General features: G+C 43.3%; 19 protein-coding genes and 1 pseudogene. 10 read left to right on the top strand and 10 right to left on the bottom strand.

The features are described from left to right. Positions 1-304: 304 nt before the first annotated feature. The 3 genes from hisS to NWP22_RS14065 form a co-directional block, all read right to left on the bottom strand. The gene (gene hisS, locus NWP22_RS14075) at positions 305-1,717 is read right to left on the bottom strand and encodes a histidine--tRNA ligase (protein ID WP_271732261.1); all 1,413 of its coding nucleotides are present in this window, start codon (positions 1,715-1,717) and stop codon (positions 305-307) included. Between the two features lie 88 nt (positions 1,718-1,805). After that, complete coding sequence (locus tag NWP22_RS14070; protein WP_280802009.1) at positions 1,806-3,236, bottom strand: aldehyde dehydrogenase family protein; 1,431 nt, start codon at positions 3,234-3,236, stop codon at positions 1,806-1,808. 304 nt (positions 3,237-3,540) lie between these two features. Then, positions 3,541-4,503 carry a metal ABC transporter solute-binding protein, Zn/Mn family gene (locus tag NWP22_RS14065; RefSeq protein ID WP_280802008.1) on the bottom strand — a complete coding sequence of 321 codons (963 nt, stop codon included), beginning with the start codon at positions 4,501-4,503 and terminating at the stop codon, positions 3,541-3,543. 111 nt (positions 4,504-4,614) lie between these two features. Between NWP22_RS14065 and NWP22_RS14060 the strand changes: the two genes are divergently transcribed. The 5 genes from NWP22_RS14060 (at position 4,615) to NWP22_RS14040 (ending at position 9,563) form a co-directional block, all read left to right on the top strand. Continuing rightward, on the top strand, positions 4,615-5,364 hold the full coding sequence (locus NWP22_RS14060; protein WP_280802007.1) for a metal ABC transporter ATP-binding protein: 750 nt from the start codon (positions 4,615-4,617) through the stop codon (positions 5,362-5,364). 191 nt (positions 5,365-5,555) lie between these two features. Beyond that, the gene (locus NWP22_RS14055) at positions 5,556-6,407 is read left to right on the top strand and encodes a metal ABC transporter permease (RefSeq protein WP_271732255.1); all 852 of its coding nucleotides are present in this window, start codon (positions 5,556-5,558) and stop codon (positions 6,405-6,407) included. Positions 6,408-6,487: 80 nt separating this feature from the next. After that, positions 6,488-7,273 carry an HAD family hydrolase gene (locus NWP22_RS14050; protein ID WP_271732254.1) on the top strand — a complete coding sequence of 262 codons (786 nt, stop codon included), beginning with the start codon at positions 6,488-6,490 and terminating at the stop codon, positions 7,271-7,273. Positions 7,274-7,434: 161 nt separating this feature from the next. Next, positions 7,435-8,610, top strand: a complete 1,176-nt coding sequence (locus NWP22_RS14045; protein ID WP_280802006.1) for a DNA double-strand break repair nuclease NurA — start codon at positions 7,435-7,437, stop codon at positions 8,608-8,610. Then, positions 8,607-9,563: a DNA polymerase III subunit delta' gene (locus tag NWP22_RS14040; RefSeq protein ID WP_271732251.1), complete on the top strand. Its 957-nt coding sequence runs from the start codon at positions 8,607-8,609 to the stop codon at positions 9,561-9,563. The genes NWP22_RS14045 and NWP22_RS14040 overlap by 4 nt, the downstream gene beginning before the upstream one ends. 204 nt (positions 9,564-9,767) lie before the next feature. Here NWP22_RS14040 and NWP22_RS14035 read toward each other — a convergent pair whose 3' ends face one another. Then, complete coding sequence (locus NWP22_RS14035) at positions 9,768-10,511, bottom strand: response regulator transcription factor (RefSeq protein ID WP_271732249.1); 744 nt, start codon at positions 10,509-10,511, stop codon at positions 9,768-9,770. 374 nt (positions 10,512-10,885) lie between these two features. Here NWP22_RS14035 and NWP22_RS14030 point away from each other — a divergent pair, with 374 nt between their 5' ends. Beyond that, a complete protein-coding gene (locus NWP22_RS14030; protein ID WP_280802005.1) occupies positions 10,886-12,322 on the top strand; it encodes an alkaline phosphatase PhoX in 1,437 nt (478 codons plus the stop codon). Between the two features lie 69 nt (positions 12,323-12,391). Here the strand turns inward: NWP22_RS14030 and NWP22_RS14025 are convergent, their stop codons facing one another. Both NWP22_RS14025 and NWP22_RS14020 read right to left on the bottom strand, forming a co-directional pair. Then, positions 12,392-13,747 (bottom strand): (Fe-S)-binding protein, encoded by a 1,356-nt coding sequence (locus NWP22_RS14025; RefSeq protein ID WP_280802004.1) that lies wholly within the window; start codon positions 13,745-13,747, stop codon positions 12,392-12,394. A 56-nt stretch (positions 13,748-13,803) separates the two neighbouring features. Next, entirely contained in the window at positions 13,804-15,087 is a 1,284-nt protein-coding gene (locus NWP22_RS14020; protein WP_280802003.1) for an FAD-binding oxidoreductase, read from the bottom strand. A 558-nt stretch (positions 15,088-15,645) separates the two neighbouring features. Here NWP22_RS14020 and mnmA point away from each other — a divergent pair. The 3 genes from mnmA to NWP22_RS14005 all read left to right on the top strand — a co-directional run bounded on the left by mnmA (position 15,646) and on the right by NWP22_RS14005 (position 20,379). Beyond that, positions 15,646-16,695, top strand: coding sequence for a tRNA 2-thiouridine(34) synthase MnmA (gene mnmA, locus NWP22_RS14015; protein WP_271733629.1), 1,050 nt, complete (start codon positions 15,646-15,648; stop codon positions 16,693-16,695). 174 nt (positions 16,696-16,869) lie between these two features. Beyond that, positions 16,870-18,054, top strand: coding sequence for a sulfate adenylyltransferase (gene sat, locus NWP22_RS14010; protein ID WP_425332619.1), 1,185 nt, complete (start codon positions 16,870-16,872; stop codon positions 18,052-18,054). Positions 18,055-18,249: 195 nt separating this feature from the next. Beyond that, positions 18,250-20,379 carry a caspase family protein gene (locus NWP22_RS14005; protein ID WP_280802002.1) on the top strand — a complete coding sequence of 710 codons (2,130 nt, stop codon included), beginning with the start codon at positions 18,250-18,252 and terminating at the stop codon, positions 20,377-20,379. Position 20,380: 1 nt separating this feature from the next. Here the strand turns inward: NWP22_RS14005 and NWP22_RS14000 are convergent, their stop codons facing one another. The 4 genes and pseudogenes from NWP22_RS14000 to NWP22_RS13985 form a co-directional block, all read right to left on the bottom strand. Continuing rightward, positions 20,381-21,334, bottom strand: coding sequence for a helix-turn-helix transcriptional regulator (locus tag NWP22_RS14000; RefSeq protein WP_280802001.1), 954 nt, complete (start codon positions 21,332-21,334; stop codon positions 20,381-20,383). Positions 21,335-21,418: 84 nt separating this feature from the next. Continuing rightward, a complete protein-coding gene (locus NWP22_RS13995; protein WP_271733632.1) occupies positions 21,419-22,291 on the bottom strand; it encodes an S-methyl-5'-thioadenosine phosphorylase in 873 nt (290 codons plus the stop codon). 41 nt (positions 22,292-22,332) lie between these two features. Further along, positions 22,333-22,722, bottom strand: a complete 390-nt coding sequence (locus NWP22_RS13990; protein ID WP_271733633.1) for an Alr5209 family pentapeptide repeat protein — start codon at positions 22,720-22,722, stop codon at positions 22,333-22,335. 11 nt (positions 22,723-22,733) lie between these two features. After that, a pseudogene (locus NWP22_RS13985) lies at positions 22,734-22,882 on the bottom strand (IS200/IS605 family transposase); the annotation flags it as partial. A 53-nt stretch (positions 22,883-22,935) separates the two neighbouring features. On the opposite strand from NWP22_RS13985, the gene NWP22_RS13980 reads away from it, so the two are divergent. Further along, on the top strand, positions 22,936-23,258 hold a 323-nt coding region (locus NWP22_RS13980), incomplete at its 3' end, for a transposase (RefSeq protein ID WP_271733634.1).

Below are 23,258 nucleotides of genomic sequence, written 5' to 3'. Positions count from 1 at the left end.
TTATGGTTTTAAGGGAACAGGGAACAGGGAACAGGGAACAGGGAATAGTGAGTAGGGAATAGTGAGTAGGGAATAGGGAATAGGGGATAGGGGATAGGGAATAGTGAATGTCCTAATTACCTTGGCGGTTGCTATAACTTTATAAATAGGGTTAACAATCATGATCAGACGGGTAATTTATTCCCCGGTTGTACTGATCTGCAGCGCTTGGCTATCGCATTTGGTCAAGATAATCAAATACATGATCTTCTAGTCGCACAGATCCCCGACTTGTGGGCAGGTTATATGAGATTATGGGAATTATTTAAGAAGTTGGGGAGCTTACTACGCTAGTTAACCGGTTTTTAATTTCTTGTGCTAAGTTATCTAGGGTGACTTCGACTTGTTCACCGGATTTTAAATCTTTGAGAGATGACTTTTGGGCTTTAGCTTCCTCGGAGCCAATGATTACACAAAATTGAATTCTTTGTTTATCAGCAAGTTGGAATTGTTTACCTAAAGGGCGCTGCTCAAAATTAGTTACTACATTAATTCCTGCGCGGCGCAGGTTTTGAGATACATTTAAATAAGTAGGCATTAAGTCTGCTTGCATATTTACGACCATCACTTGGGCTGGTGTGGGAGATAAAGTATTGAGAATACCAGCTTTAAGTAAGCGACTAATTAAACGAGTTAAGCCGATAGAAATACCCACACCGGGCATTTTTTCGCCTAAAAAAGTTCCCACTAACTCTTCATATCTACCGCCTGAGCAAATACTACCTAAAGCTTCATGACCTAACAAAGTTGTTTCGTAAACGGTTCCGGTATAATAATCAAGACCACGTGCAATAGATAAGTCAATACAAAACCGATTTTCTGAGACTCCTAAATTACGCACACCTGCAATGACAGTTGCTAACTCAGTCACTCCCAAATTAAATACTTGGGCTTCTGGGAGATTTTCGGCCAGATGCTTGAGCTTATCTAAAACCTGATCAACGGAACCATGAATATTAATAAAATCAATAATTTTTTGTGTATGTTCGGTATTAATGCCTTCTGCTGCCAAAGCTTGCTTAACTTTAGGTTGACCGATTTTTTCTAGATTGTCAATTATACTAATACAGGATTTAATTTTATTTTCAGGAATACCCACAGATTGAAAAAAGCCTGTAAGCACCTTGCGATTATTGATGCGAATCAGAAAATCACCAATATTAATTTTTTCAAAGATTTCGCTAATAATTGCGGGCATTTGAGCATCATAGAGTAAGCTGAGTTCACGACGAGCCACTACATCAATATCACACTGGCGGAACTGACGAAAGCGCCCATCTTTGGCGCGTTCACCCCGAAAGACTACATCCATTTGGTAACGTGCAAAAGGAAAAGTTAATTCATTGAGGTGACGCGCAATGTAAGCAGCTAGAGGTACAGTTTGGTCAAATTTTAAAGCTCTAGCTTCTGAACCTGTTTCCCCGGATTTTTCCTTTTGAGCTTGCAGATTTGGTGGTAATATAGGGTCAATGCCATAGATAATATTATCTCCTTGATTGCCCTTGGCTTGTAAAACTTCTAAACGTTCGACTGCGGGGGTTTCAATGGGAGTAAAGCCATAACTTTCAAATACGCGGCGAATGTGGTCTAACAAATATAATTCCAAGCGTTTTTCGCTGGGAAGAAATTCGGGGAATCCGCTGGGGGTAGAAAAGTTAATTTTGTCACTTTTGGCCATATTTACACCTTGTTAAATATCAGATTGGGAAATTAAGAAATTAAATTATAACGCTTCTGAGATCAATAAAATGCAGAGCCATTGTGGATTAGTGTAAATCGCCCAAACTGTGATCAAACCACCAAGGGTCGGGACTGGAGTTGTTTTTGATCAAAAATGCTTTTTTTCTGAGGAAGCGTTGAATTAACCCTCGTCCCAGGGGTGAAGCTCCCAGACCGGATAATTTAAAAGAATTTTTTTCTCCCTCAGACACAATAGCAGTCAAAGCAGCATCATTAATACTAATAGCACCAGCATCAAGTCTCCCCACGGCTAAGGCTTCCTCCTGGGAGAGTGCAAACACGGCTGCGCTTTGTCCATATATAGAATCATTTGCTAAGTATACCGCTTCCTCAAGGGTGGTAAATGGCATTACTGGCATAATGGGGCCAAAAGTTGGATCTGTCATGAGCTTCATAGAATGGTTGACCTGGGTGATTACGGTGGGACGACACCACCAACCCCCGCCTAATTGTTCTACCTTACCGCCACAATGTATTAATGCTCCGTTTTCTATTGCATCTATTAGATGGTGGTTGATAATTGCGGCTTGTTTTTCGGTGATGATAGGGCCAATTTCTCCACTGTCAAGGTGGGGATGGGCTAAGTGTAAAGTAATAGCTCTAGCTATGAGTTGATGATAAAACTGTGTAAATATTGATTGGGCTACGTAAATTCTTTGAATGGAAACAAATGACTGTCCAGCGTTGAATACTGAACCCCACAAAATAGCACGGGTGGCTAATTCCAGATTGGCTGATTCTAAAACAATGGCTGGGTCTTTTCCCCCTAATTCTAAATAGGCGGGAATGAGGCGTTGAGCTGCGGCCTGAGCTACTTTTCTCCCTGTGGTTAGACTCCCGGAAAAGCAAACTAAATCTACGTTGTCTATGAGGTTAGCGCCGGTTTTTCCTCCTCCTTCGACAAAACTTAACACATCACGCAAGTCTGGTACAGTCTTGAGGGCTGTAATCAGGGGGGTGACGAAGCGGGGTGAAATCTCGCTAGGTTTGACAATGACGGCACAACCTGCTATTAATGCGGGAATGGTGTTGATTGTGGATAGCAATAGGGGTAGGTTCCAGGTGCTAATTACTCCCACTAAGGGGTAAGGTACTGATGTTTGTTCTAGGGCGATAAATGGGATGGCTGTATTTTTAGCCGAGTCTCGTAGTAGTTCTGGGCTTAAGTCACACCAACGGTCAATATTATCTAGGAAAGTGTTTATTTCTAATATTGAGGTGGACAGTCTCCCGGTATCAGTTACTAAAGCCTGTGTGAGCTGTTCCTGAACAGAGACTATTGCTTGTTTCCATGTCTGTAAGGCCTCAATTCTGGCTTCTAAACCGATGTGATACCAGCGAGTTTGCGCCCTGCGAGCGTGCTGGCACTGGTGTGATAATAATCTAGGAGATGGGGGGAGAATTACATAGTCATATTTGCCATTTCGAGGGTTACGGACTTCGATGGGTTTATTCATTAGTATATTTTTTAAGTTTAAATTAAGTAGCGATCGCCAAGGGTACCTCTGACATCTGTTACTTAGAGGATGTTTGATAACTTTTCAACAGGTAATTTTTATCTTAGGGAACAGGGAACAGGGAACAGGGAATAGGAAGGATTGGGGAACACGGTTCGACTTCGCTCACCGACCGCACAAAAAACAATAAAATCCAGTCCCCTCCCCTGACAAGGGGAGGGTTAGGGAGGGGTTAAACAATAGTTGATACACTAATCATGACTTGACAAACATCCACTTAGAAAAAAATATGTTAAAAATGGAATTAATTAAGTTGAAATGGTGTGTATTTACCTCCCAATGCTTCTACAATGGTGCGAGTGTTAGCTACCATCATTTTGATATAGGAATCGGTATGGCTGCCTTTGGCACCAATGGAATCAGAGTATAATTTACCTGGTGCTAATTTTACACCGGCTTCTTGAGCAACGGTAGTAATTAAGGCTTTGTTGATTGTAGTCTCAGCAAAGATGGCGGGTACACGGGTGTTTTTGATAGACTCTACTAAACGCTTAACTGTTTGGGCGCTGGGTTGTTCTTCTGTACTCACACCGATTAATGTCCCGGCGATCGCCAAGCCATAGGCTTGAGTATAATATTGAAAAGCGTCATGGGTGGTGACCAGTTGGCGGTTATTTGGGGGGATTGTTTGAATTTGTTGATTAATCCAGTTATGTAATTGCTGTAGTTGATTGGTTAATTCAGATGCTCTTTGAGTAAATTCTGGTGCATCTGGGGGGGATAATTTAATCAACTCATCCCGAATTATATTTACTATAGCGATGGCATTTTCTGCACTTCCCCACACATGGGGGTCTGGTATAATTTTCCCGTCACCTTGATCTAATTTCAAGGCTGAGACGATTTCACCCACTGCTACCTTATGGGCTTTTTGACCCACTGCATTCATTAACTTAATTAGTCCGGGTTCCAAATCATAGCCATTATACAAGATTAAATCAGCCGTTTCTAAAACCCGGCCATCTGCTGGTGTGGGTTCATAAACATGGGGGTCTACACCTGCTTGGAGAATACTAATTAATTCAATGTCCTCTGCGCCGACTACCTCAGCTAAGTCAGCAATAATAGTATTAGTTGCGACTACTCGCGGTTGTGCATCAATCCCCCCGGAGACGGGGTTACTATCTATTTGGTTACATCCGCCTATGGCCAACCCTAACAATACTCCTACCACACCTGGGCAAAATAATCTAGCTGTTGATTTCATTGAGTTACACTTGTTCTCATCTTCTTCTCATATTTAAGGTACACTATTCTCATATTCTTTTCATTTTTCTGGGAAGTCGCGAAAATGTTCACCCTAGACCCTGTGTACCCCATGAACTATGCAGTTACAAATACAAGTATTAATATTACCCATGTTGGGGTGCATTACCACACAGCAGCAGCTTTAACAGATGTTAACTGTATGATTAAACCAGCGAGAATCACGGGGATTTTTGGTCCTAATGGTGCTGGTAAAAGTACGTTAATGAAAGCCATGCTGGGGTTGGTCCCCCTGAGTAGTGGCAGAGTTTTGTATAAAGAGAAACTATTAACCCAGCAACTAGAAAAAGTTGCATATATCCCCCAGCGGAATCAAATAGATTGGAGTTACCCTGCTACAGTGTGGGATGTGGCGATGATGGGAAGGGTAAAAAAGACGGGTTGGTTACGTAGCTTTTCCCCGGTTAGTCGTCAGGAAACTAAAAACGCCCTCGACCGGGTAGGAATGTTAGCATATTGCGATCGCCCTATAGGAGAATTATCTGGGGGACAACAACAAAGAGTATTTTTAGCCCGTGCTTTGGCACAGCAAGCAGATATATACTGCTGTGATGAACCACTAGCGGGGATTGACCAAAAAACCCAAGCTGTGATTTTTACTGTCTTTCGGGAATTAGCCGCCGCTGGTAAAATTGTTTTAGTAGTTAACCACGATTTAGGTGAATCAATTACTCACTTTGATGATTTAATTTTACTCAATCGGGAATTAATCGCTACAGGTGTACGAGAGCAAGTTCTGACAGCAGAAAACCTGAATCGCGCCTATGGTGGTCGAGTTATGTACTTTAATGACGCTGCTTAAATTATCTCTATTTCTGCTGTTAGAGGATGTTTGTCAAGTCATGATTAGTGTATCGAATATTATTTCACCCCACCCTAACCCTCCCCTTGTAAGGGGAGGGGACTGGATTTGATTGTTTTTTGTGTGTTCGGTGTGTTCGGTGTGTTCCCTATCCCCACGAAAAGAATTTCTGTTGCAAACCCTAAATACCTATGATTGAAGCATTAATTGAGCCACTACAATATACCTTCATGCAGCGATCGCTCCTGGTCGCCATTATAGTCGGTTTGCTGTGTGCCGTGGTGGGTAGTTACTTAATGGTGCAAAGATTAGCATTACTGGGTGATGCTATCAGTCATTCAGTCTTGCCAGGACTGGCGATCGCCTTTATACTAGGAGCAAACATTTATTTAGGGGCATTTATAGCCGGGGTAATCAGTACAATCGCCATCACCTGGATAAAAACCCACTCCCCCATTAAAGAAGATGCGGCCATGGGTATAGTCCTGTCTGCATTTTTCGCCACGGGGATCACTTTAATTACAGTGATTCAAAAGACCCAAAAAATCGACCTGAGTCATTTTCTGTTTGGTAATATTCTGGGGGTAACATTCCAGGAGGTGCGGGACACGGCCATGATTGCGGCTATAGTTTTAATAGTTGTGTTCTTATTATATAAAGAACTATTATTTTACACCTTTGACCCGCTGGGGGCGCAAGCTGCGGGTTTACCGGTAAATCGGTTAAACTTTGGCTTAATGGTGCTGATTGCTTTAACAATTGTCGCTAGTATGAAAACTGTAGGCGTTATCCTAGTCTTAGCACTGTTAATTACACCGGGAGCGACTGCTTACCTGTTGGTGAACCGGTTACATCAAGTTATGATTTTAGGCGCATTTGCTGGGTGTATTTCTAGTATTAGCGGAATGTACCTCAGCTACTTTTTTAATTTACCCTCTGGTCCGGCGATAGTTTTAGTAGCGTCAGGCTTATTTTTGTTAGCATTACTGTTTAGTCCTAAAAACGGGATTTTGACATCAAGAATGAGTCGTAAAAATACATAAATGATTAAATACTGACAAAAATTACAGCTTAGTTGAAAATTCTTCGTTAATCTAACAAAAGCAGTTTATTTTCCAGCAAAATGACCGGAAGCAGTCCCACAATTTTAGCCTTAGACTTTGATGGAGTAATTTGCGATGGACTAATAGAGTATTTTGAAGTCGCATGGAAAACCTATTGTAAAATTTGGTCTCCAGTAGATAACACGCCGCCAGATGATTTACCATTAAGATTCTATCGCCTCAGACCAGTGATTGAAACGGGTTGGGAAATGCCAGTTTTAATCAAAGCTTTAATAGATGGAATTCCCGAAACCTCAATTTTGCAGGAATGGGGGAAAATCACCCTGCGGATTTTATTAGAGTATAGTCTGCAATCCCAAACAATTGCCCTGCAACTTGACAATTTGCGGGATGAATGGATCAAAACTGATTTAGAAGGTTGGCTAAACCTGCATAGATTTTACCCCGGCGTAGTGGAAAGAATGAAAATCACCCTAGCCGGTGAAACAAAAATATACATTGTCACTACCAAAGAAGGACGCTTTGTTGAGCGGTTATTAGCAAGGGAAGGGGTGAACTTACCACCGGGGGTAATTTTCGGTAAGGAAGTTAAACGACCCAAATATGAAACTTTGAGAGAATTAATTGGTAAGGCTGCAGAGAAACCGGTTAAACTGTGGTTTGTAGAAGATAGGCTGAAAACATTGCAATTGGTGCAACAGCAAACGGACTTGAAAGATGTTGAACTTTTTCTGGCAGACTGGGGATATAATACCCAAACAGAAAGGAAAGCAGCCCAAATTCATCCGACAATCGGACTACTAAGCCTGTCCCAGTTTACTAAAAACTTTGCTGCCTGGCAATAAGGCCTCAAACCCTAGGCGCATGATCATCTGTGTTCATCTGTGGTGATTTTTTCCACTCACAGATGATTGAGTAAATCTAAAAATTGTGCTATAAGTGCGATAAATTTATAGCAATATAAAATAACTGTGGTTAACACAACCAACCAGACCTAGGTTATTTTATGCTAGATATTACAAAATTAGCGCGACAAATGCAGGGTTTAAGTCAACATCTGAGTTTAGAAGCTGCTGCAAGTCGCCAGAGGTTAGAATTAGCTCAAGAATATTTACAAAAAGCTTATGAGTCCCAGCAAGAGTTGATAGAGCTTCAGCAACGATGGCGCGATCGCATTCTGTTTGCGAATGCTACACCCATGGAACCCCTGGAAACCCGCATTAATATTCTAGTCCCCCCCAAAGTGCATACGGTTATCGCTACTGACGGGTCTCAAATTGCGCCCAACCATCATGAAATTGCTTACTGTTACTTGTTGAACATTGGTAGAGTAGTGTTACACTATGGACAAAACCGCCAACCACTGCTAGATAGTTTACCAGAAGTATTTTATCGCCCGGAGGATTTATATATATCTCGGCAATGGGGAATTAAAACTGAGGAGTGGATGGGATATCGCCGCACTGCTTCGGAAACTACAGTTTTAGCGGAATTAGCTTGTGTAGCTAAAGGAGAAGCTCCGGCCTTAGCAATGGTGGATGGTTCTTTAATTTACTGGTTTTTAGAGCAGTTACCTTTAGATGCACGCGATCGCATTTTACCACCAATCCTGGAAGCATGGCAACAGTTGCATCTGGCTAAAATTCCCCTGTTAGGATATCTGAGCGCTTCTCGCCACATTGATTCTACCAACTTTTTCAGATTATTGACTTGTCCCCATCAGGTTCCCGACTGTAAAAGTTATTGTCCAGACCCTGCGGAAAAATCTCCTTGTCAAGTTTTTGACACTTTGAGAGATACTACTTTATGGGGAACGACATTACAACCAGGACAACGTGGTCCGATATGGCGTAGTAATAACCGGGTTTTAGAACTTTATGAGCAGCAAATAATTTACTTTTGCCACGTCCATGTAGGCAGTGAAATTGCCCGGATAGAATTCCCTGCCTGGGTAGCTGAAGATACAGGTATGGTGAACCAAGCGCTGGCGCTGATGCTGTCCCAGGTGCAGAAAGGCCAAGGCTACCCTGTAGCGATCGCAGAAGCCCATAATCAAGCAGTAGTCAGGGGAGGAGATAGAACCCGTTTTTTTGCTCTTTTAGAGAGACAAATGATTAAAGCCGGTTTGAGAAATGTGGGAACTTCCTACAAAGAAGCTAGAAAACGAGGCAGTATTGCGTGATACCAGACCTATTTGCCCCAGTGTTAGGACAATCCCAAGCCATTGAACTACTTACTCAAGGGGTTAAACAAGACCGAGTCCCCCCGGCTTATTTATTTGTGGGCATAGATGGTGTGGGTAAAAGCTTGGCTGCTAGGTGCTTTGTGGAACTACTTTTTTACGTAGAAACACTTAACTTGATTACGTTACAAAATCGGTTGCGTCAAGGTAATCATCCTGACTTGTGGTGGGTAGAACCAACTTACCAATACCAAGGGCAAAGATTCACGGCCGCAGAAGCAGCGGAGAAAAAACTTAAGCGCAAAGCTCCCCCGGTAATCAGACTAGAGCAGATCCGGGAAATTGGGGAATTTCTCAGCCGTCCTCCCTGGGAGGCACCCAGAAACGTGGTCGTTATTGAGTCAGCCCAGACAATGGCGGAAGCTGCTGCTAATGCGTTGCTGAAAACTTTGGAGGAACCGGGAAAAGCGACAATAATTTTAATTGCACCATCCCCTGAGTCTATTTTGCCCACATTGGTGTCACGCTGTCAACGTATCCCCTTTTATCCGTTGGATACACAGTCCTTAACTCAAGTCTTGACCCAAACAGGACATGGGGCAATTTTGGCAAATCAGGCGCTATTAAATATGGCTGCTGGTAGTCCGGGTAGTGCGATCGCATCTTATGAGCAATTACAAGCAATTCCGGAAACCTTACTCCAAGATGTGAGCAAAAGACCATCATCTTACCGCCAAGCTTTAGAATTAGCCAAGAAAATCGCCCAAGAGTTAGACACAGAAGCACAACTATGGTTAGTGGATTATCTGCAACAATCCTACTGGCAACAGTGGCATCAACCACAAATCATGCACCAACTAGAACAAACTCGTAAATTCTTACTGTGTTACGCCCAACCGCGGTTAGTTTGGGAATGCACATTTATAGCCATGCTCCCCCGAAGAATGGAATGACCGCCCATTTTTGTGGATGCATCCAAGATCGGGACTTCTCCCCCTGAGAAAAGTTCTTTTTGCATACCTAATTCACACCTGTAATTATTCCATACTTTAGCTGATCAGATGCCCCCCAAATATCAACGGGTAAATAACTTGATGTGAAACTGTTCGTAGAGTAGGTTACATAACTTTACAGATGGGTGAAATCCCGGATAAATTTCACTCTATCACTGATGCGGAAGCACTCTCATTGGATTGAGGTAAGCTGGGTAACTCTAAACAATATCCTGCCCCATACACTGTTTTAATATAGCGGGGGTGACGGGGATCTGGTTCTAGTTTAGTTCTCAAGTGGCGGATATGCACCCGAATAGTTTCAATATCATCATCTGGGTCATAACCCCAAACCTCCCGCAAGATTTCACTGGGGGAAACTGTCTGACCGTGGCGTTGCAGCAAACAGTGCAGGAGTTCAAATTCCAGATGAGTGAGTTTCACTGTTTGATTAAACCATATGGCCTCAAATCTTTCTGGAACCAGAGTTAAATTCCCATAGTTGAGAATTTCGCTATGTTTTGCTGCTTGGGGGATGCGGTCAGTACGTCGCAATAACGCTCGCACCCGTGCTAACATCTCCTCAACTTCAAAGGGCTTAGTGAGGTAATCATCCGCCCCCGCATTGAAGCCTTCCACTTTGTCATGAGTTTGACTTAAAGCCGTCAGCATCAAGACGGGAATCTCCGCCGTGCGGTCATCCCGCCGTAGGCGTTGGCAAACTGTAAACCCGTCTACTCTGGGTAACATCAGGTCAAGCATGATTAAGTCAGGTTGTAGCTGTAGCGCCAGCGCTTGACCTTTGATACCATCTTCCGCCTGGCTGACATCGTAGCCAGCCATCTCTAAATTGACGGCCACTAGTTCTGAAATGGCTGCGTCATCGTCTATGACAAGAATCCTCGGCATTATTTAATAACTTATTACTACTTCATTAAGGATAAATAAGAACCTTTGACAGATACAAAGATTTTTATCTTGATTATAAGAAACACTTAAATCTAACATAAATGTCAAATTACAAGATGGTGGCATCAAAAATAAAGTACTCTAAATCCTATATATGTTGTGTTCTTCTGCCTACAATTCGCCTGGATTCCTGGAAAATGCTGTGCAGGGAAAACGTTGTGGGGGGGGGTTCAACCCTGTTCCCTGATATAACCGCAAATTAAACTAGTTATTATTCCACCTTAATGTTCCTCGAATAAGTTCTGATAGTGCGATAGAGAAGCGCTGCTGCGTACAGGGCGATCGCGTATTTAGGTAAAGAGAAGAACAACACAATGCAAGTCTCAAGACGTAAATTTTTAACCTTAGCTGGCACAAGTGCAGCTACCGTGACAATGCTGTCACCATTGGAAGCATTTTATGCCCGGGTTGCCCGTGGTGAAATGCCCAACAGCACCGGTTATGGAAAACTGGAGGACAAGCTACCTTTAAACACAGCTGAACTGCCTGATAACTTTAAGAACATACCGATTTTAAAACTCCCTCGGACATTCAACTACACGGCCTTCCATTTTACTGGTGAGCCAATGGGCGACGGGTTCACAGTACCATCGAATCATGACGGGATGGCTGCATACTCTGGGGCTAACGGCTCAACAATTCTAGTTTGTAACCATGAACTGGGTACTTCCGCTAACCACCCTGTGAGTGGTGATAATCGCTACTCCACGGGCGCTCAGGGGGGAACCAGTACGATTGTAGTGGGAGCAAACCGCAGACCCATCACAAACTTTAACTCCTTAGCAGGTACTGTTCGTAACTGTGCAGGTGGACCGACACCCTGGCGGACATGGGTTACTTGTGAAGAAACCTTTTCTACAAGCACTAACACCACTGGTACTGCTGGGACCGAAACCGCCAGACACGGTTACAACTTTGAGGTTGTAGCTGACCCGAATAGCGGTTTAGTCACCCCAGTTCCCTTGATAGACATGGGACGCTTTAACCATGAGGCTATAGCTGTTGACCCCAGAACTGGCTATGTGTACGAAACTGAAGACCGTGGTGATAGCTGCTTCTATCGGTTTGTACCTAATGTCAGACCTACCAAGGCTGGGGACTTGGCTCAAGGTGGTAGTTTGTATGCTTTAAAAGTTAGAGGTGCGGAAAACTTTGCCCTCAATACTATCAATAATCCTAATTTTGGTGGTGAACCTGGAAAGGTTAAGGTTGGTCAAAAATTGCCTGTAGAATGGGTGCAAATTGATAATCCCGACCCAGATGCTGAGAATGCTGATGCTGGGGTTGGTGTGCGTTACGAAGCTCAAAGCAAGGGTGCTGCCATTTTCTTCCGGGGTGAGGGCGCTTGGTATGGTAATCAAATGGTTTACTTTGTTGCTTCTCAAGGTGGTCCACCTGTATCTGATGCTGCTAACGCCAGAGGTAATGGTCAAGTTTGGGCTTATGACCCGGCGAGAGAAGAGTTAACTTTAGTAGTTGAAGCTTCTCCGAGTGGTCAATTTTTACAAGCTCCGGATAATATCACTGTTGCTCCTTGGGGTGACCTGTTCTTATGTGAGGATGGTAGTGGTACTGATTATATTGTGGGTGTTAACGGCAAAGGTGAAGTTTATCAATTTGCCATGAATAATCTGGGTAGCAGTGAGTTTGCTGGCGCTTGCTTCTCTGCTGACGGTAGAACGATGTTTGTTAACATTCAGTCTCCCGGTATTACACTGGCTATTTTTGGTCCATGGAATCGTCGCAGATAAGTATTAAGTAGTGTTTAAATGAGAGAAAAAACTGGGAAAACCCAGTTTTTTTTTGCATAAATACACAGGTTAAAAACCTAACTTCACACCCCGAATGGCATAATCTAGTAACTCCATGGGGTGCATGACTGAAATGGTTTTACCCTGTAATTGTAAATGCTTGGTAATTTGCAAGGTACAACCGGGATTAGCAGAAGCAATTAACTGTGCACCTGTATTTAACAAATTCTGTACTTTTTGCTGACCCAACTCCTCGGCTACCTCTGGTTGCAGCATATTATAAACGCCGGCACTACCACAACACAAAGCTGCGTCTATAGGTTCGGTTAGTTTCACGCCGGGAATTTGTTGTAATAATTGACGTGGTTGCACACTAATCTTTTGTCCATGGAGTAAATGACAGGCATCTTGATAAACTAAATTTAAAGGCTGATCACTTAAGGGGGATAATTTAGCTGTCAATCCTACTTTGACTAAAAATTCTTGAGCATCTTTGACTTTAGCAGCAAAAGCCTGCGCCTGGTCTCGATATTCTGGGTCATCTTGGAGGATGTGACCGTATTCTTTTAAAGTATGACCACAACCTGCAGCATTGATAATGATAAAATCTACATGGGTATCGGCAAAACTGTCAATCATTTGTTTTGCTAAACTTTGGGCTTGTTGGGTTTGTCCTTGATGTTCTGGAAGCGCCGCACAACAACCTTGAGATTTAGGAATTACCACCTCGCAACCATTCGCGGTTAACACCCGCACGGTGGCCTCATTAATGGGGGAGAAGAATAACCGTTGTACACATCCCAAAATTACCCCTACCCGGTAACGCTTTTCTCCTTGGGGGGGAATAATATCTGGTAGGTTATCTTGAAAGGATTGCAGGGTAATTTTTGGTAAAATTGATTCCATGGCTGCTAAACGGGGAGATAGTTTCTTGAGTAACCCTGTAGTTTTTACTAATTTTGGTAATCCCAACTTTTGATAAACTAGCAGGGGAAATAAAAACAGCCGTAATAAATCAGGATTAGGAAATAAGGAAAATATCAGTTTACGAATCAAGGTATCTGGTAAATTGCGCTTATAATTGCGTTCTACTTGGTGACGAGTGGCGGATATTAATTTATCGTACTGCACGCCGGAAGGACAAGTACTTACACAAGCTAAACAACCTAAACAAGAATCAAAATGTTGTACTGTGGCTGTATTTAGAGCTATTTCACCCTCGTTAATTGCATCCATTAAGTAGATGCGTCCCCTGGGTGAGTCCATCTCTTTACCAATCACCCGATAACTTGGACAAGTGGACAGACAAAAACCACAATGTACACAACTATCAATCAATTTGGGATCGGGTGGCTGATTGATATCAAAACTTTTTAAATTCTTAATCCTAGTAGTATGATTCGCGGAATTGTCAGAAACTTGCATATTTAAATTCTTCCCCTCTCTATCTGGTGTGTTTTGGTAGCTGTGTGGTTGTTTGCTTAAATCCCACCCACAAACCGACCCGGACTGAAAATATTTTTACTATCAAACTGTTTTTTAATTTGGCGCATCATATGCAAGGAATTACCAGTATATCCCCAAATATCTATGGCTTGTTTAACTGTGTTTGGTGCTGTTAAGATGCTCAAGAATCCCTTGTGAGACTGACAGCGATCGCGCATTTTTAAAACCTGATTTTTATCTTCCAATTGCCACAGACCCAAACCACTAGACAGATGAATCAAACCCATACCTGTTTGACTCAAAACCTCCACAGATGCACTAGGTAATACTCCTATTTTGCAGGTAATTGCCGAATCTGTGACGGGTTTATCCATTATTTCTCGTAATCTTTGCCATAGATGAGCGTCATGTTCATCCATATAAATTGTCCCTTTTAAACCCAATTGTTCGCCTAGTGCTAACAGTCTACCTGACTGTTCTTGGACACTTTGACTAATGCTTTGGAAGCGCGCGATTAGTCCCATACCCTGATTCTCACCTAGGGTAGAAACTAGTTGTGTGGAGAGCAAATCAGCTTGAGTTGGTGTTAAAGCACTATTACGCAGGGTGGTTGCAGCTTGGGATATGGCTTCTGGTTTACCTGTTAGCATCACTGTAGCGGATGCTGCGGGTAATGGATATACCCTTAAAGTTACTTGACTAATAAGACCTAATGTGCTGTATGAACCGGTAAATAATTTCATTAAATCGTATCCGGCAACATTTTTCACTACTCGCCCCCCTGCTTTGGCAATTTCCCCATCAGCACGGACAAAGGTAATACCTAGTAACTGGTCGCGGACACTCCCATAACGTTGTCTGAGGGAGTTGGTATCAGCTGTGGCGATTATACCGCCTATGGTTGCTAATTGCGGTTGACTGGGGTCAAGGGCAATAAATTGGCGGGATTTGGCTAAAATTTCTTGGAGATGGCAAAATTGCATTCCTGCTTCTACGGTGACGGTTAAATCACCGACTGCGTGGGCAATTAGTTGGTTGATGCGTGCTGTACTAACTATGATGTCAATATCTGTGGCTAAACCACCCCAGTTGATTTTACTAGTTTTTCCTACCGGCAGGACGCGCCAGTTTTGATGGTGGGCTTCGGCGATGACTGCTGCTAGTTCTCCTTGGGTGCGGGGATAGACGATACAATTGGGGGGTTTTGCGGATGAGATCGCCTGTTGGATGTGTTTTTGCTGTTTGGGTGGGAGGTTTTCCCAAGGATGGATGGCGGTTTGTTCGATGATAGATGCAAGACAAGAGGCGATCGCGTTCATCAGTTTTTTTTGTTTTTAGTCTCCGTATCTTAATATCTATCAAAATAATGCACCGGGGGTGAGAACCTACCTTTTAAGCAGAGGATTAAAGGGGAAACGACGGGTTTTAACCGGTCATATTTTTTATTTTCCCCTGAGAAGATGTTTGTCAAGTCATGATTATATTATTTGACCCCACCCCCTTCCTTACAAGGGTAGGTTTTTAATATGATCTGTGAAGGCAAGACCACCGAAGACAAGGAAGGAAAGTGGACAAGGAAGATTTTATACGGACAATGGTCTTTTAATGGGCTATTTTTCTTACTAAGAATACAGACTTTGTACTGTTTTCTCCGGTGGTCACCTTGTCCACCTTGTCCACCAAGTCTTGTCCTTATAAGGGGAGGGGATTGGATTTGACTGTTTCGGTTCCCCATTCCCCATTCCTCATTCCTCATTCCTCATTCCCTGTTCCCTGTTCCCTGTTCCCTGTTCCCTAAGATAAAAATTACCTGTTTAATACTTTTCAAACATCCTCTCACTGTTAGTGAAACCCATGATTAACAACATTTAACTAATATGCAAAAAGTCGTCGTAGGTCTTTCTGGTGGTGTGGACAGTTCCACCGCCGCCGCTATTCTACATCATCAAGGTTATGAAGTCATCGGTTTGACCCTGTGGCTGATGAAGGGTAAGGGTCAATGTTGCTCCGAAGGAATGATCGACGCGGCTGATATATGTGAACAATTGGGGATCCGCCATGAGGTGGTTGATATTCGTGATGTCTTTGAAACTAATATCATTGATTACTTGGTTAATGGTTACAGCGGCGGAATTACACCTCTACCTTGTTCTGAGTGTAATAAAACAGTCAAGTTTGGTCCGATGGTGCAGTATGCACGGGAGAAGTTAGAATGCGATCGCATCGCTACGGGTCACTATGCCCAAATTAACTATGATCCGGATACCCGTCGCTACCAACTATTCAGAGCCGCAGACCGCAACAAAGACCAGTCATACTTCCTCTATGATTTATCTCAAGACTTACTAGCTGCAGCAGTATTTCCCCTAGGAGAACTACAAAAAACAGATACCCGCCGCATCGCCGCAGAATACGGACTCACCACCGCCGACAAGCCAGAAAGTCAAGATTTATGCTTAGTGGAAAGTAACGGCTCTATGCGGGCATTTCTGGATAAATACCTAGCACCGAAACCAGGAGATATTGTCGATACCAACGGCAAGATTTTAGGACAACATGAAGGTATCCATCATTACACCATCGGCCAGCGCAAAGGTCTGGGAATCGCCGCCCCAGAACCACTGTACGTGATTTCATTAGATGCCGTCAATAATAAAGTTATCGTAGGCGATCGCACCCAAGTAACGCAACCAGAATGCACAGTCAATCGGGTAAATTGGGTTTCCATTACCGAACCATCCACACCCATTCGCGCCCAGGTACAAATTCGTTATCGTTCTACACCCACCCCCGTCACGGTAATTCCCCTGGAAAACTCCCGTGTGCGTTTAGTCTTTGATGAACCGCAATTCAGTATCACCCCCGGACAAGCCGCAGTGTGGTACGAGGGCGATAAACTCCTAGGTGGAGGAATTATTCACCAATAATTTACTATTCCTCAACTAAGCTGTTGTGCGCGGATAGTCACACAGAAAACTCCATCACGCCAAACCATCACAAACTTTTTGTAAACTCAGTACCAGCATTTTGATAAGTTAGTACATAGTTTGAAGCATATGGCTAACGGCACGCTATGCTATCGCAGTTAAGAGAAAAAGGGGATGACGTTGACTCAACAGCCAGATACCATTGCACCCCACGGTGGACAATTGGTTAACCGTATCGCTACACCAGAAGAAAAGGCAGAATTTCTCTCGAAAGCCGACTTTTTACCGCGAGTACAACTTGATGCGCGGGCGGTTTCTGACTTAGAGATGATTGCTATCGGCGGGTTTAGTCCCCTCACAGGTTTTATGAACCAAGAAGACTACACCCGCGTCGTCCAAGAAATGCGGCTCGCGAATGGACTGGTATGGTCAATACCCATTACACTATCAGTAACAGCAGAAATTGCTGCCCCATTATCAGAAGGTAGCCTCATCCGTTTGGATAACCCCAACGGTGAATTTATCGGAGTTTTGCAACTGACGCAAAAGTATCTCTATGATAAAACCCAAGAGGCTATTCATGTTTACCGCACCGATGACCCTAAACATCCAGGGGTGCAGGTAGTCTACAACCAAGGTTCTGTAAATCTCGCGGGTGACATTTGGCTATTAGAACGCCATCCCCATAGCCAATTTCCCGCCTACCAAATCGACCCAGCAGCTTCGCGACAGATGTTTAAGGATAAAGGTTGGAAAACTATCGTCGGTTTTCAAACCCGCAACCCCATCCACCGCGCTCACGAATATATCCAAAAGTGTGCTTTAGAAACCGTTGACGGTTTATTTTTGCACCCCTTGGTAGGAGCAACAAAAGAAGATGATATCCCCGCCGATGTGCGGATGCGCTGCTATGAAATCTTGCTAGAACATTATTATCCCCAAGATAGGGTGATTTTAGCAATTAATCCGGCAGCCATGCGTTATGCTGGGCCACGGGAGGCAATTTTCCATGCTTTAGTCCGCAAAAACTACGGTTGTACTCACTTTATTGTCGGACGAGACCACGCTGGTGTGGGTGATTATTACGGCACTTACGATGCTCAGTATATCTTTGATGAGTTTGAGCCGAATGAACTAGGTATAGTACCTATGAAGTTTGAACACGCTTTCTACTGCACACGCACCAAGCAAATGGCTACAACTAAAACTAGTCCCAGTAAACCAGAGGAGCGCGTTCACCTCTCAGGAACTAAAGTAAGAGAAATGCTGCGCCGGGGTGAATTACCACCACCAGAATTTTCTCGCCCTGAAGTTGCAGCAGAGTTGGCGCGGACAATGCAAGCACAAGCATCTTCTTAATATCTGGGTGAATCGCAAAACTGTATAAAGCTTAACTTTACAGTCAACCCCACAGGCCTATAAACTCTTATTTGAGGACTGACGGCTGATTGTAATTTTTCATCTGTGTGTCTTTGTTTTTGTGCCTCAGCGGCACAAAAACACTAAGTCATAGTGAAGTAGTCAGGGTAGCTGGGAGTGTCCTGGGAGGTTTTCATGAAGCGGCGGTTTTTTTTACAACGGATTGGTTCTATACTAGCAGTATTGGGTATAACTGAAGCTCAGTTGTTGACTTTCAGCGATCGCTACTCCCAAGCTTTAGCACAGTCTGGTAAACGTAAATTAGCATTATTGATTGGCATTAATCAATACCAAAAGGGTCTGTTTTTAACCGGTTGTCTCACCGATGTGGAACTGCAAAAAGAACTATTAATTCATCGGTTCGGCTTTCAAAGCTCAGACATCCTGACTTTAACTGACGAAGACGCTACCAGGAAATCCATTGAGACGGCTTTTACAGAACACCTCGCCGGGGTCAAAGCCGATGATGTCGCCCTGTTCCACTTTAGTGGCTATGGAACTCGGATTAAATCCGGTAACTTTATAGATACCACCCAAAATGCTTTAGTTCCAGCTTACGATCCTCTAATACCACAAAAAGATGAAACAGTCAACTATATATTAGCAGAAACAGTAGAATTATTATTGCGATCGCTACCCACAAACAGAGTGGCTGCAGTATTAGATACCAGCTTCCATGCTCCCAGCATCCCGCCCATAGGTTGGCGAATTCGCGTCCGTCCCGAATCAACACAAGCACAACTAGCAACCGCAGAACTAGAGTTGTTACGACAACTCAAAACTCAAAACTCTAACCCCAGTTATCCAGTTGTCTTGTCTGCTACTGCTGACCCTCAACAGTTAGCCAGGGAAATACTATTTTCCGGCTTCAGCGCCGGGTTATTTACCTACGCCTTAACTCAATACCTATGGGAAACTACACCACCACGGACAATTAATTTCACTCTTTCCCATGTGGGTAGCTATATGCATAAACTCGGAAGTAATCAGCAACCGGGATTATTAAATGAGACCAAAAATCCCCTCAAACCATTAACCGTCGAGAATTTACTCCTCCCAGACAGCACAGTGGCCGGGGAGGGAGTCATTAAAGCCCTAGAAGATGATGGGAAAACAGCCCAAATATTTTTAACCGGACTACCGCCACAAGTCTTAGAACACTACGGCACTAATTCCCGATTCAACCTATTAACAGGAGAACAGTTAATCCTGCGATCGCGCAACGGCTTAACAGCCAAAGCTCAGACATCTAAGACATTACCACAAACTCCCCCACTTGTAGGACAAGTATTTCAAGAAGCCGTGCGGGTATTACCGCGAAATGTTAATTTAATAGTGGGTTTAGATACACGATTAGAAAGAATTGAGCGGGTAGATGCCACAAGTGCCTTCGCTGGAACTGACCATGTTTCCACCGTAGTCGCCGGAGAACAACCCGCAGATTGTGTATTTACTAAACTCTCAGAAACTCCCAGTCGCTATGGTTTATTTACTCCCGGCGGTAAACTCATAGCTAACACATCTGGAGAACCAGGGGAAGCGGTAAAATTAGTGGTGCAAAGGTTAATCCCGAAATTACCAACTCTGCTAGCAACAAAGTTATGGCGACTCACAGAAAATGAAGGTTCTTCGCGCTTACCAGTCAAAGCTACTCTGGAAATTATTCACAACTTATCACCCCGCGTTGTCATGCAACGTCAAACTACACGCTCTCTAACTTCAGCACAAAGCTTACCGCTGACAGCCCTGAGTAATCCCATTGTACCCATTGGCAGCCGCATGCAGTACCGATTACAAAATCAGAGCGATCGCCCCATCTACTTAATGCTCCTGGGATTAAAAAACAACATCAATGCGATCGCCTTTTATCCTTGGCAATCCCCCGAACAATCTACATACTTAAACTCTAAACCCCTATTCCAACAAGTAGTTATTCCCCCTGGTGAAACCATGTTATTACCCAAAGGTGTCACAGATTCTGAATGGATGATCCCAGCCCCAGCTTACGAATGCGAACACCAAATGATGTTTAGCACCGCCCCCTTTAGAGAAACACTAGGATATTTAGAAAAAGCCAAGTATCCCATCACAGACCAAAGACCCTTTGGCGCATTATTGAAACCTTTAGAAATTGCTCAACTATTATTGCAGGATTTGCATAACGCCAGTGCAGTCACATCCGAAACTAACATCACATCTACCGACTCCTATGTATTGGATGTGAAAAATTGGGCTAGTTTCAACTTTGATTTTCAAGTCGCCTAAACTACCGATATTCCTTGGGGTTGACTCCCATAACGCGCTTGAAATTCCGGGTTAAGTGACTATGACTATAAAATCCACAGCATACAGCAATCTCAGCTAAAAACATTTGAGATGAGCGCAACAGGACTGCTGCGCGTTTTACCCGCTGCTGAATAATATATTGATGCAATGGGATTCCCATTGATTCCTTAAACATACTGCATAGATATGGCTGACTGTAACCTACCAGTGCCGCTAGGTCACCCAACCTGATATTTTGGTCAAGATAGGCCTCAATATAATCAATGAGCAGTTTTAAGGTAGATAAACCCAAACCCCCAGGATCCTTTCGCCCTCGAATACCGGCGCTAGAATGGTGCTTTACCAAGCGCATCACTAAAGCGTTGATCAATGTATCTTGATAAACAGACCCCATTTGACAATCTGGTGGCGCTGCTAGTTCAGCCTTTAAAGCCATCCCTAAATGATAAACCCCTCCATCCTCTACACCAGAGCGCGGAATCATTCCCACATCACCATTGGTCATCCTATCCTGGGCCAGGTCATTCACCAACTCCGTTTTCAGAAAAAACAAAGTAATCCCCATGTCTTGATTCCATGTAGCACAGTGAGAGGCTCCATCAGGAAAAATGCCTATACTCCCATAACCCAATAGTTTACGGGGGTATAGCTTACCATCTAACCGACATTCTAATTCAGTTTTGCAATTGATATCAGACACGGCCAAAAACTGATATCCCTTAACACAGTGTTCTGGGACTTCATGGGGAGGTAGTTGATCATAGTGCAGCATAATCACTTGATCTTGTTCCATGGAGTGGAAAACAGTGGGCTGATAGGGTAAAACCCTCATCAGGGTATTAAACTCCTGGGGATATACCTTTAACTGGGAATTAACACTGGGATGATGGTCTAATTGTGGTTTGTGCAAATCTTGGTTGAGTAGATTTACCATGGGGTGAGGCTTAAATTGTAATTGCTAAATTAAAATAATTTATTTCACAATCGTCTCACAGTTTAAACCTGAATGCTATTACTATTAATAATACTTATGTAATAATAATTCCAGCTTTTGTTTAGTTGCCTCCGGTGCTTGATCTAACTGAGTTAAAATCGCATATTTCAACGCCGAATGAGCATCACTCACCGGGGGATTGGCGCTTAAACGCCTGACAGTTTCTTGAATAACCTTTTGCGCATTCACCGCATTACGCTGTAAATTACCAATTACCATTTCTACCGTCACACTATCATGATCCGGGTGCCAGCAATCGTAATCTGTCACCAGGGCTAAAGTTGCATAGGCAATTTCCGCCTCCCTGGCTAACTTCGCCTCTGGTAAGTTGGTCATCCCAATCACTGTTGCGCCCCAACTGCGGTAAAGATGGGATTCCGCCTTCGTGGAAAATGCGGGGCCTTCCATGCAGACATAAGTACCACCGCGATGCAGTGTCACATCTGGTAAATTTAAAGATGCGATCGCAGAGGCTAACACCCCAGCTAAATTGCCACAAATCGGGTCACCAAAGGCAATATGAGCCACAATTCCCTCCCCAAAGAATGTAGAAACCCGATTTTTAGTTCTGTCAATAAACTGATCTGGGATCACCATATCCATGGGTTTGGCTTCTGCTTTCAAAGACCCCACCGCACTGGCTGAAATTAAATACTCTACCCCCAGCTGCTTCATCCCATAGATATTAGCGCGAAAAGGCAACTCAGAAGGCGTTAAAGTATGATTACGACCATGGCGCGCTAAAAATGCAACTCTTTCTGTACCTAGCGTACCCAAAATTATCGCATCGGATGGGGAACCAAAAGGGGTTTTAATCTCTAATTCTTCTACATCCTTTAAGTCTGCCATTTTATACAGACCACTACCGCCAATAATCCCAATCCGAGCTAGTGCCATATTCTCTCATCCTTGATTTAGTATAATTAGTATGACTGGTATTAATCTTGTATTCGTAATCCCACTGAGAATAGGTCAAAGTTATCAGGAAAATGAGTATTGCGATCGCAATCAGCTTTTGCTAACTTCGTCCCCGTGAGATTAGCTTGACGCAAATCCGCCGCAAACAACAAAGCACCCCGCAGGTCAGCATTTTGCAAATCAGCTTGAGTTAGGTTAGCAAAACTCAGGTCACAACCTCTGAGATTAGCACCATTCAGATTAGCTTCACTCAGGTCAGCATAACTCAAGTCACATCCTTTGAGATCAACACCCTGCAAATCCGCCTTACCTAAGTTAACCCCGGTAAAATCCCGTTTTCCCGCCGCATATCTTTCTAAAACAGTCACGGTAGTATTAATATTATTCTCTTGAGAATTTGTTTCCGCCATAGAAGCACCGATACTTTTTTGCTAACATTCACTAATACTGATTTGTAAATTAGTTCAAGACTTTCATGTGTAAGAATTTTTTTCTATACTTAGTGACACAAACCAAGTGTATCTTCAGGTCTGAAATACTGTGTCTTTCATGTCTTAAACCACTTGTCATTTTTGGGTAAACACTGTAGAATCTATCTTAACAGACAAATTTTAGCACAAAGCATGAAAGCTAGATATCAGTACAGATTTTACCCGACAGACCAACAGCAACAGAGTTTAGCTCGGTTGTATGGTTGTGTTAGAGTTGTCTGGAATGATGCTCTAGGTTTGTGCAAACAATCTCAAAAGCTGCTTGGGTACAACAAACTCTCGGCAATGCTAACCCAAGCTAAAAAGACTGAAGCGAGAAAATGGCTATCTGATGTTTCTTCAGTGCCATTACAACAGTCTCTTAGGCATTTAGATGTTGCTTACAAAAACTTTTTCAATTCCCTTAAAGGTAAGAGAAAAGGTAAAAAGGTTGGGGTTCCTAGATTTAAAAAGAA

Source organism: Anabaenopsis tanganyikae CS-531 (genome assembly GCF_029891675.1).
GTDB lineage: Bacteria > Cyanobacteriota > Cyanobacteriia > Cyanobacteriales > Nostocaceae > Anabaenopsis > Anabaenopsis arnoldii.
The sequence above is the reverse complement of the archived record's forward strand: the minus strand, read 5'-3'. Positions and strand labels throughout refer to the sequence as shown.

What these genes read in the sequence shown, in the direction of transcription:
- hisS (WP_271732261.1), bottom strand. Translation starts at nt 1,717, where the DNA reads ATGGCCAAAAGTGACAAAATTAACTTTTCTACCCCCAGCGGATTCCCC.
- NWP22_RS14070 (WP_280802009.1), bottom strand. Translation starts at nt 3,236, where the DNA reads ATGAATAAACCCATCGAAGTCCGTAACCCTCGAAATGGCAAATATGAC.
- NWP22_RS14065 (WP_280802008.1), bottom strand. Translation starts at nt 4,503, where the DNA reads ATGAAATCAACAGCTAGATTATTTTGCCCAGGTGTGGTAGGAGTATTG.
- NWP22_RS14060 (WP_280802007.1), top strand. Translation starts at nt 4,615, where the DNA reads ATGAACTATGCAGTTACAAATACAAGTATTAATATTACCCATGTTGGG.
- NWP22_RS14055 (WP_271732255.1), top strand. Translation starts at nt 5,556, where the DNA reads ATGATTGAAGCATTAATTGAGCCACTACAATATACCTTCATGCAGCGA.
- NWP22_RS14050 (WP_271732254.1), top strand. Translation starts at nt 6,488, where the DNA reads ATGACCGGAAGCAGTCCCACAATTTTAGCCTTAGACTTTGATGGAGTA.
- NWP22_RS14045 (WP_280802006.1), top strand. Translation starts at nt 7,435, where the DNA reads ATGCTAGATATTACAAAATTAGCGCGACAAATGCAGGGTTTAAGTCAA.
- NWP22_RS14035 (WP_271732249.1), bottom strand. Translation starts at nt 10,511, where the DNA reads ATGCCGAGGATTCTTGTCATAGACGATGACGCAGCCATTTCAGAACTA.
- NWP22_RS14030 (WP_280802005.1), top strand. Translation starts at nt 10,886, where the DNA reads ATGCAAGTCTCAAGACGTAAATTTTTAACCTTAGCTGGCACAAGTGCA.
- NWP22_RS14025 (WP_280802004.1), bottom strand. Translation starts at nt 13,747, where the DNA reads ATGCAAGTTTCTGACAATTCCGCGAATCATACTACTAGGATTAAGAAT.
- NWP22_RS14020 (WP_280802003.1), bottom strand. Translation starts at nt 15,087, where the DNA reads ATGAACGCGATCGCCTCTTGTCTTGCATCTATCATCGAACAAACCGCC.
- mnmA (WP_271733629.1), top strand. Translation starts at nt 15,646, where the DNA reads ATGCAAAAAGTCGTCGTAGGTCTTTCTGGTGGTGTGGACAGTTCCACC.
- sat (WP_425332619.1), top strand. Translation starts at nt 16,870, where the DNA reads ATGACGTTGACTCAACAGCCAGATACCATTGCACCCCACGGTGGACAA.
- NWP22_RS14005 (WP_280802002.1), top strand. Translation starts at nt 18,250, where the DNA reads ATGAAGCGGCGGTTTTTTTTACAACGGATTGGTTCTATACTAGCAGTA.
- NWP22_RS14000 (WP_280802001.1), bottom strand. Translation starts at nt 21,334, where the DNA reads ATGGTAAATCTACTCAACCAAGATTTGCACAAACCACAATTAGACCAT.
- NWP22_RS13995 (WP_271733632.1), bottom strand. Translation starts at nt 22,291, where the DNA reads ATGGCACTAGCTCGGATTGGGATTATTGGCGGTAGTGGTCTGTATAAA.
- NWP22_RS13990 (WP_271733633.1), bottom strand. Translation starts at nt 22,722, where the DNA reads ATGGCGGAAACAAATTCTCAAGAGAATAATATTAATACTACCGTGACT.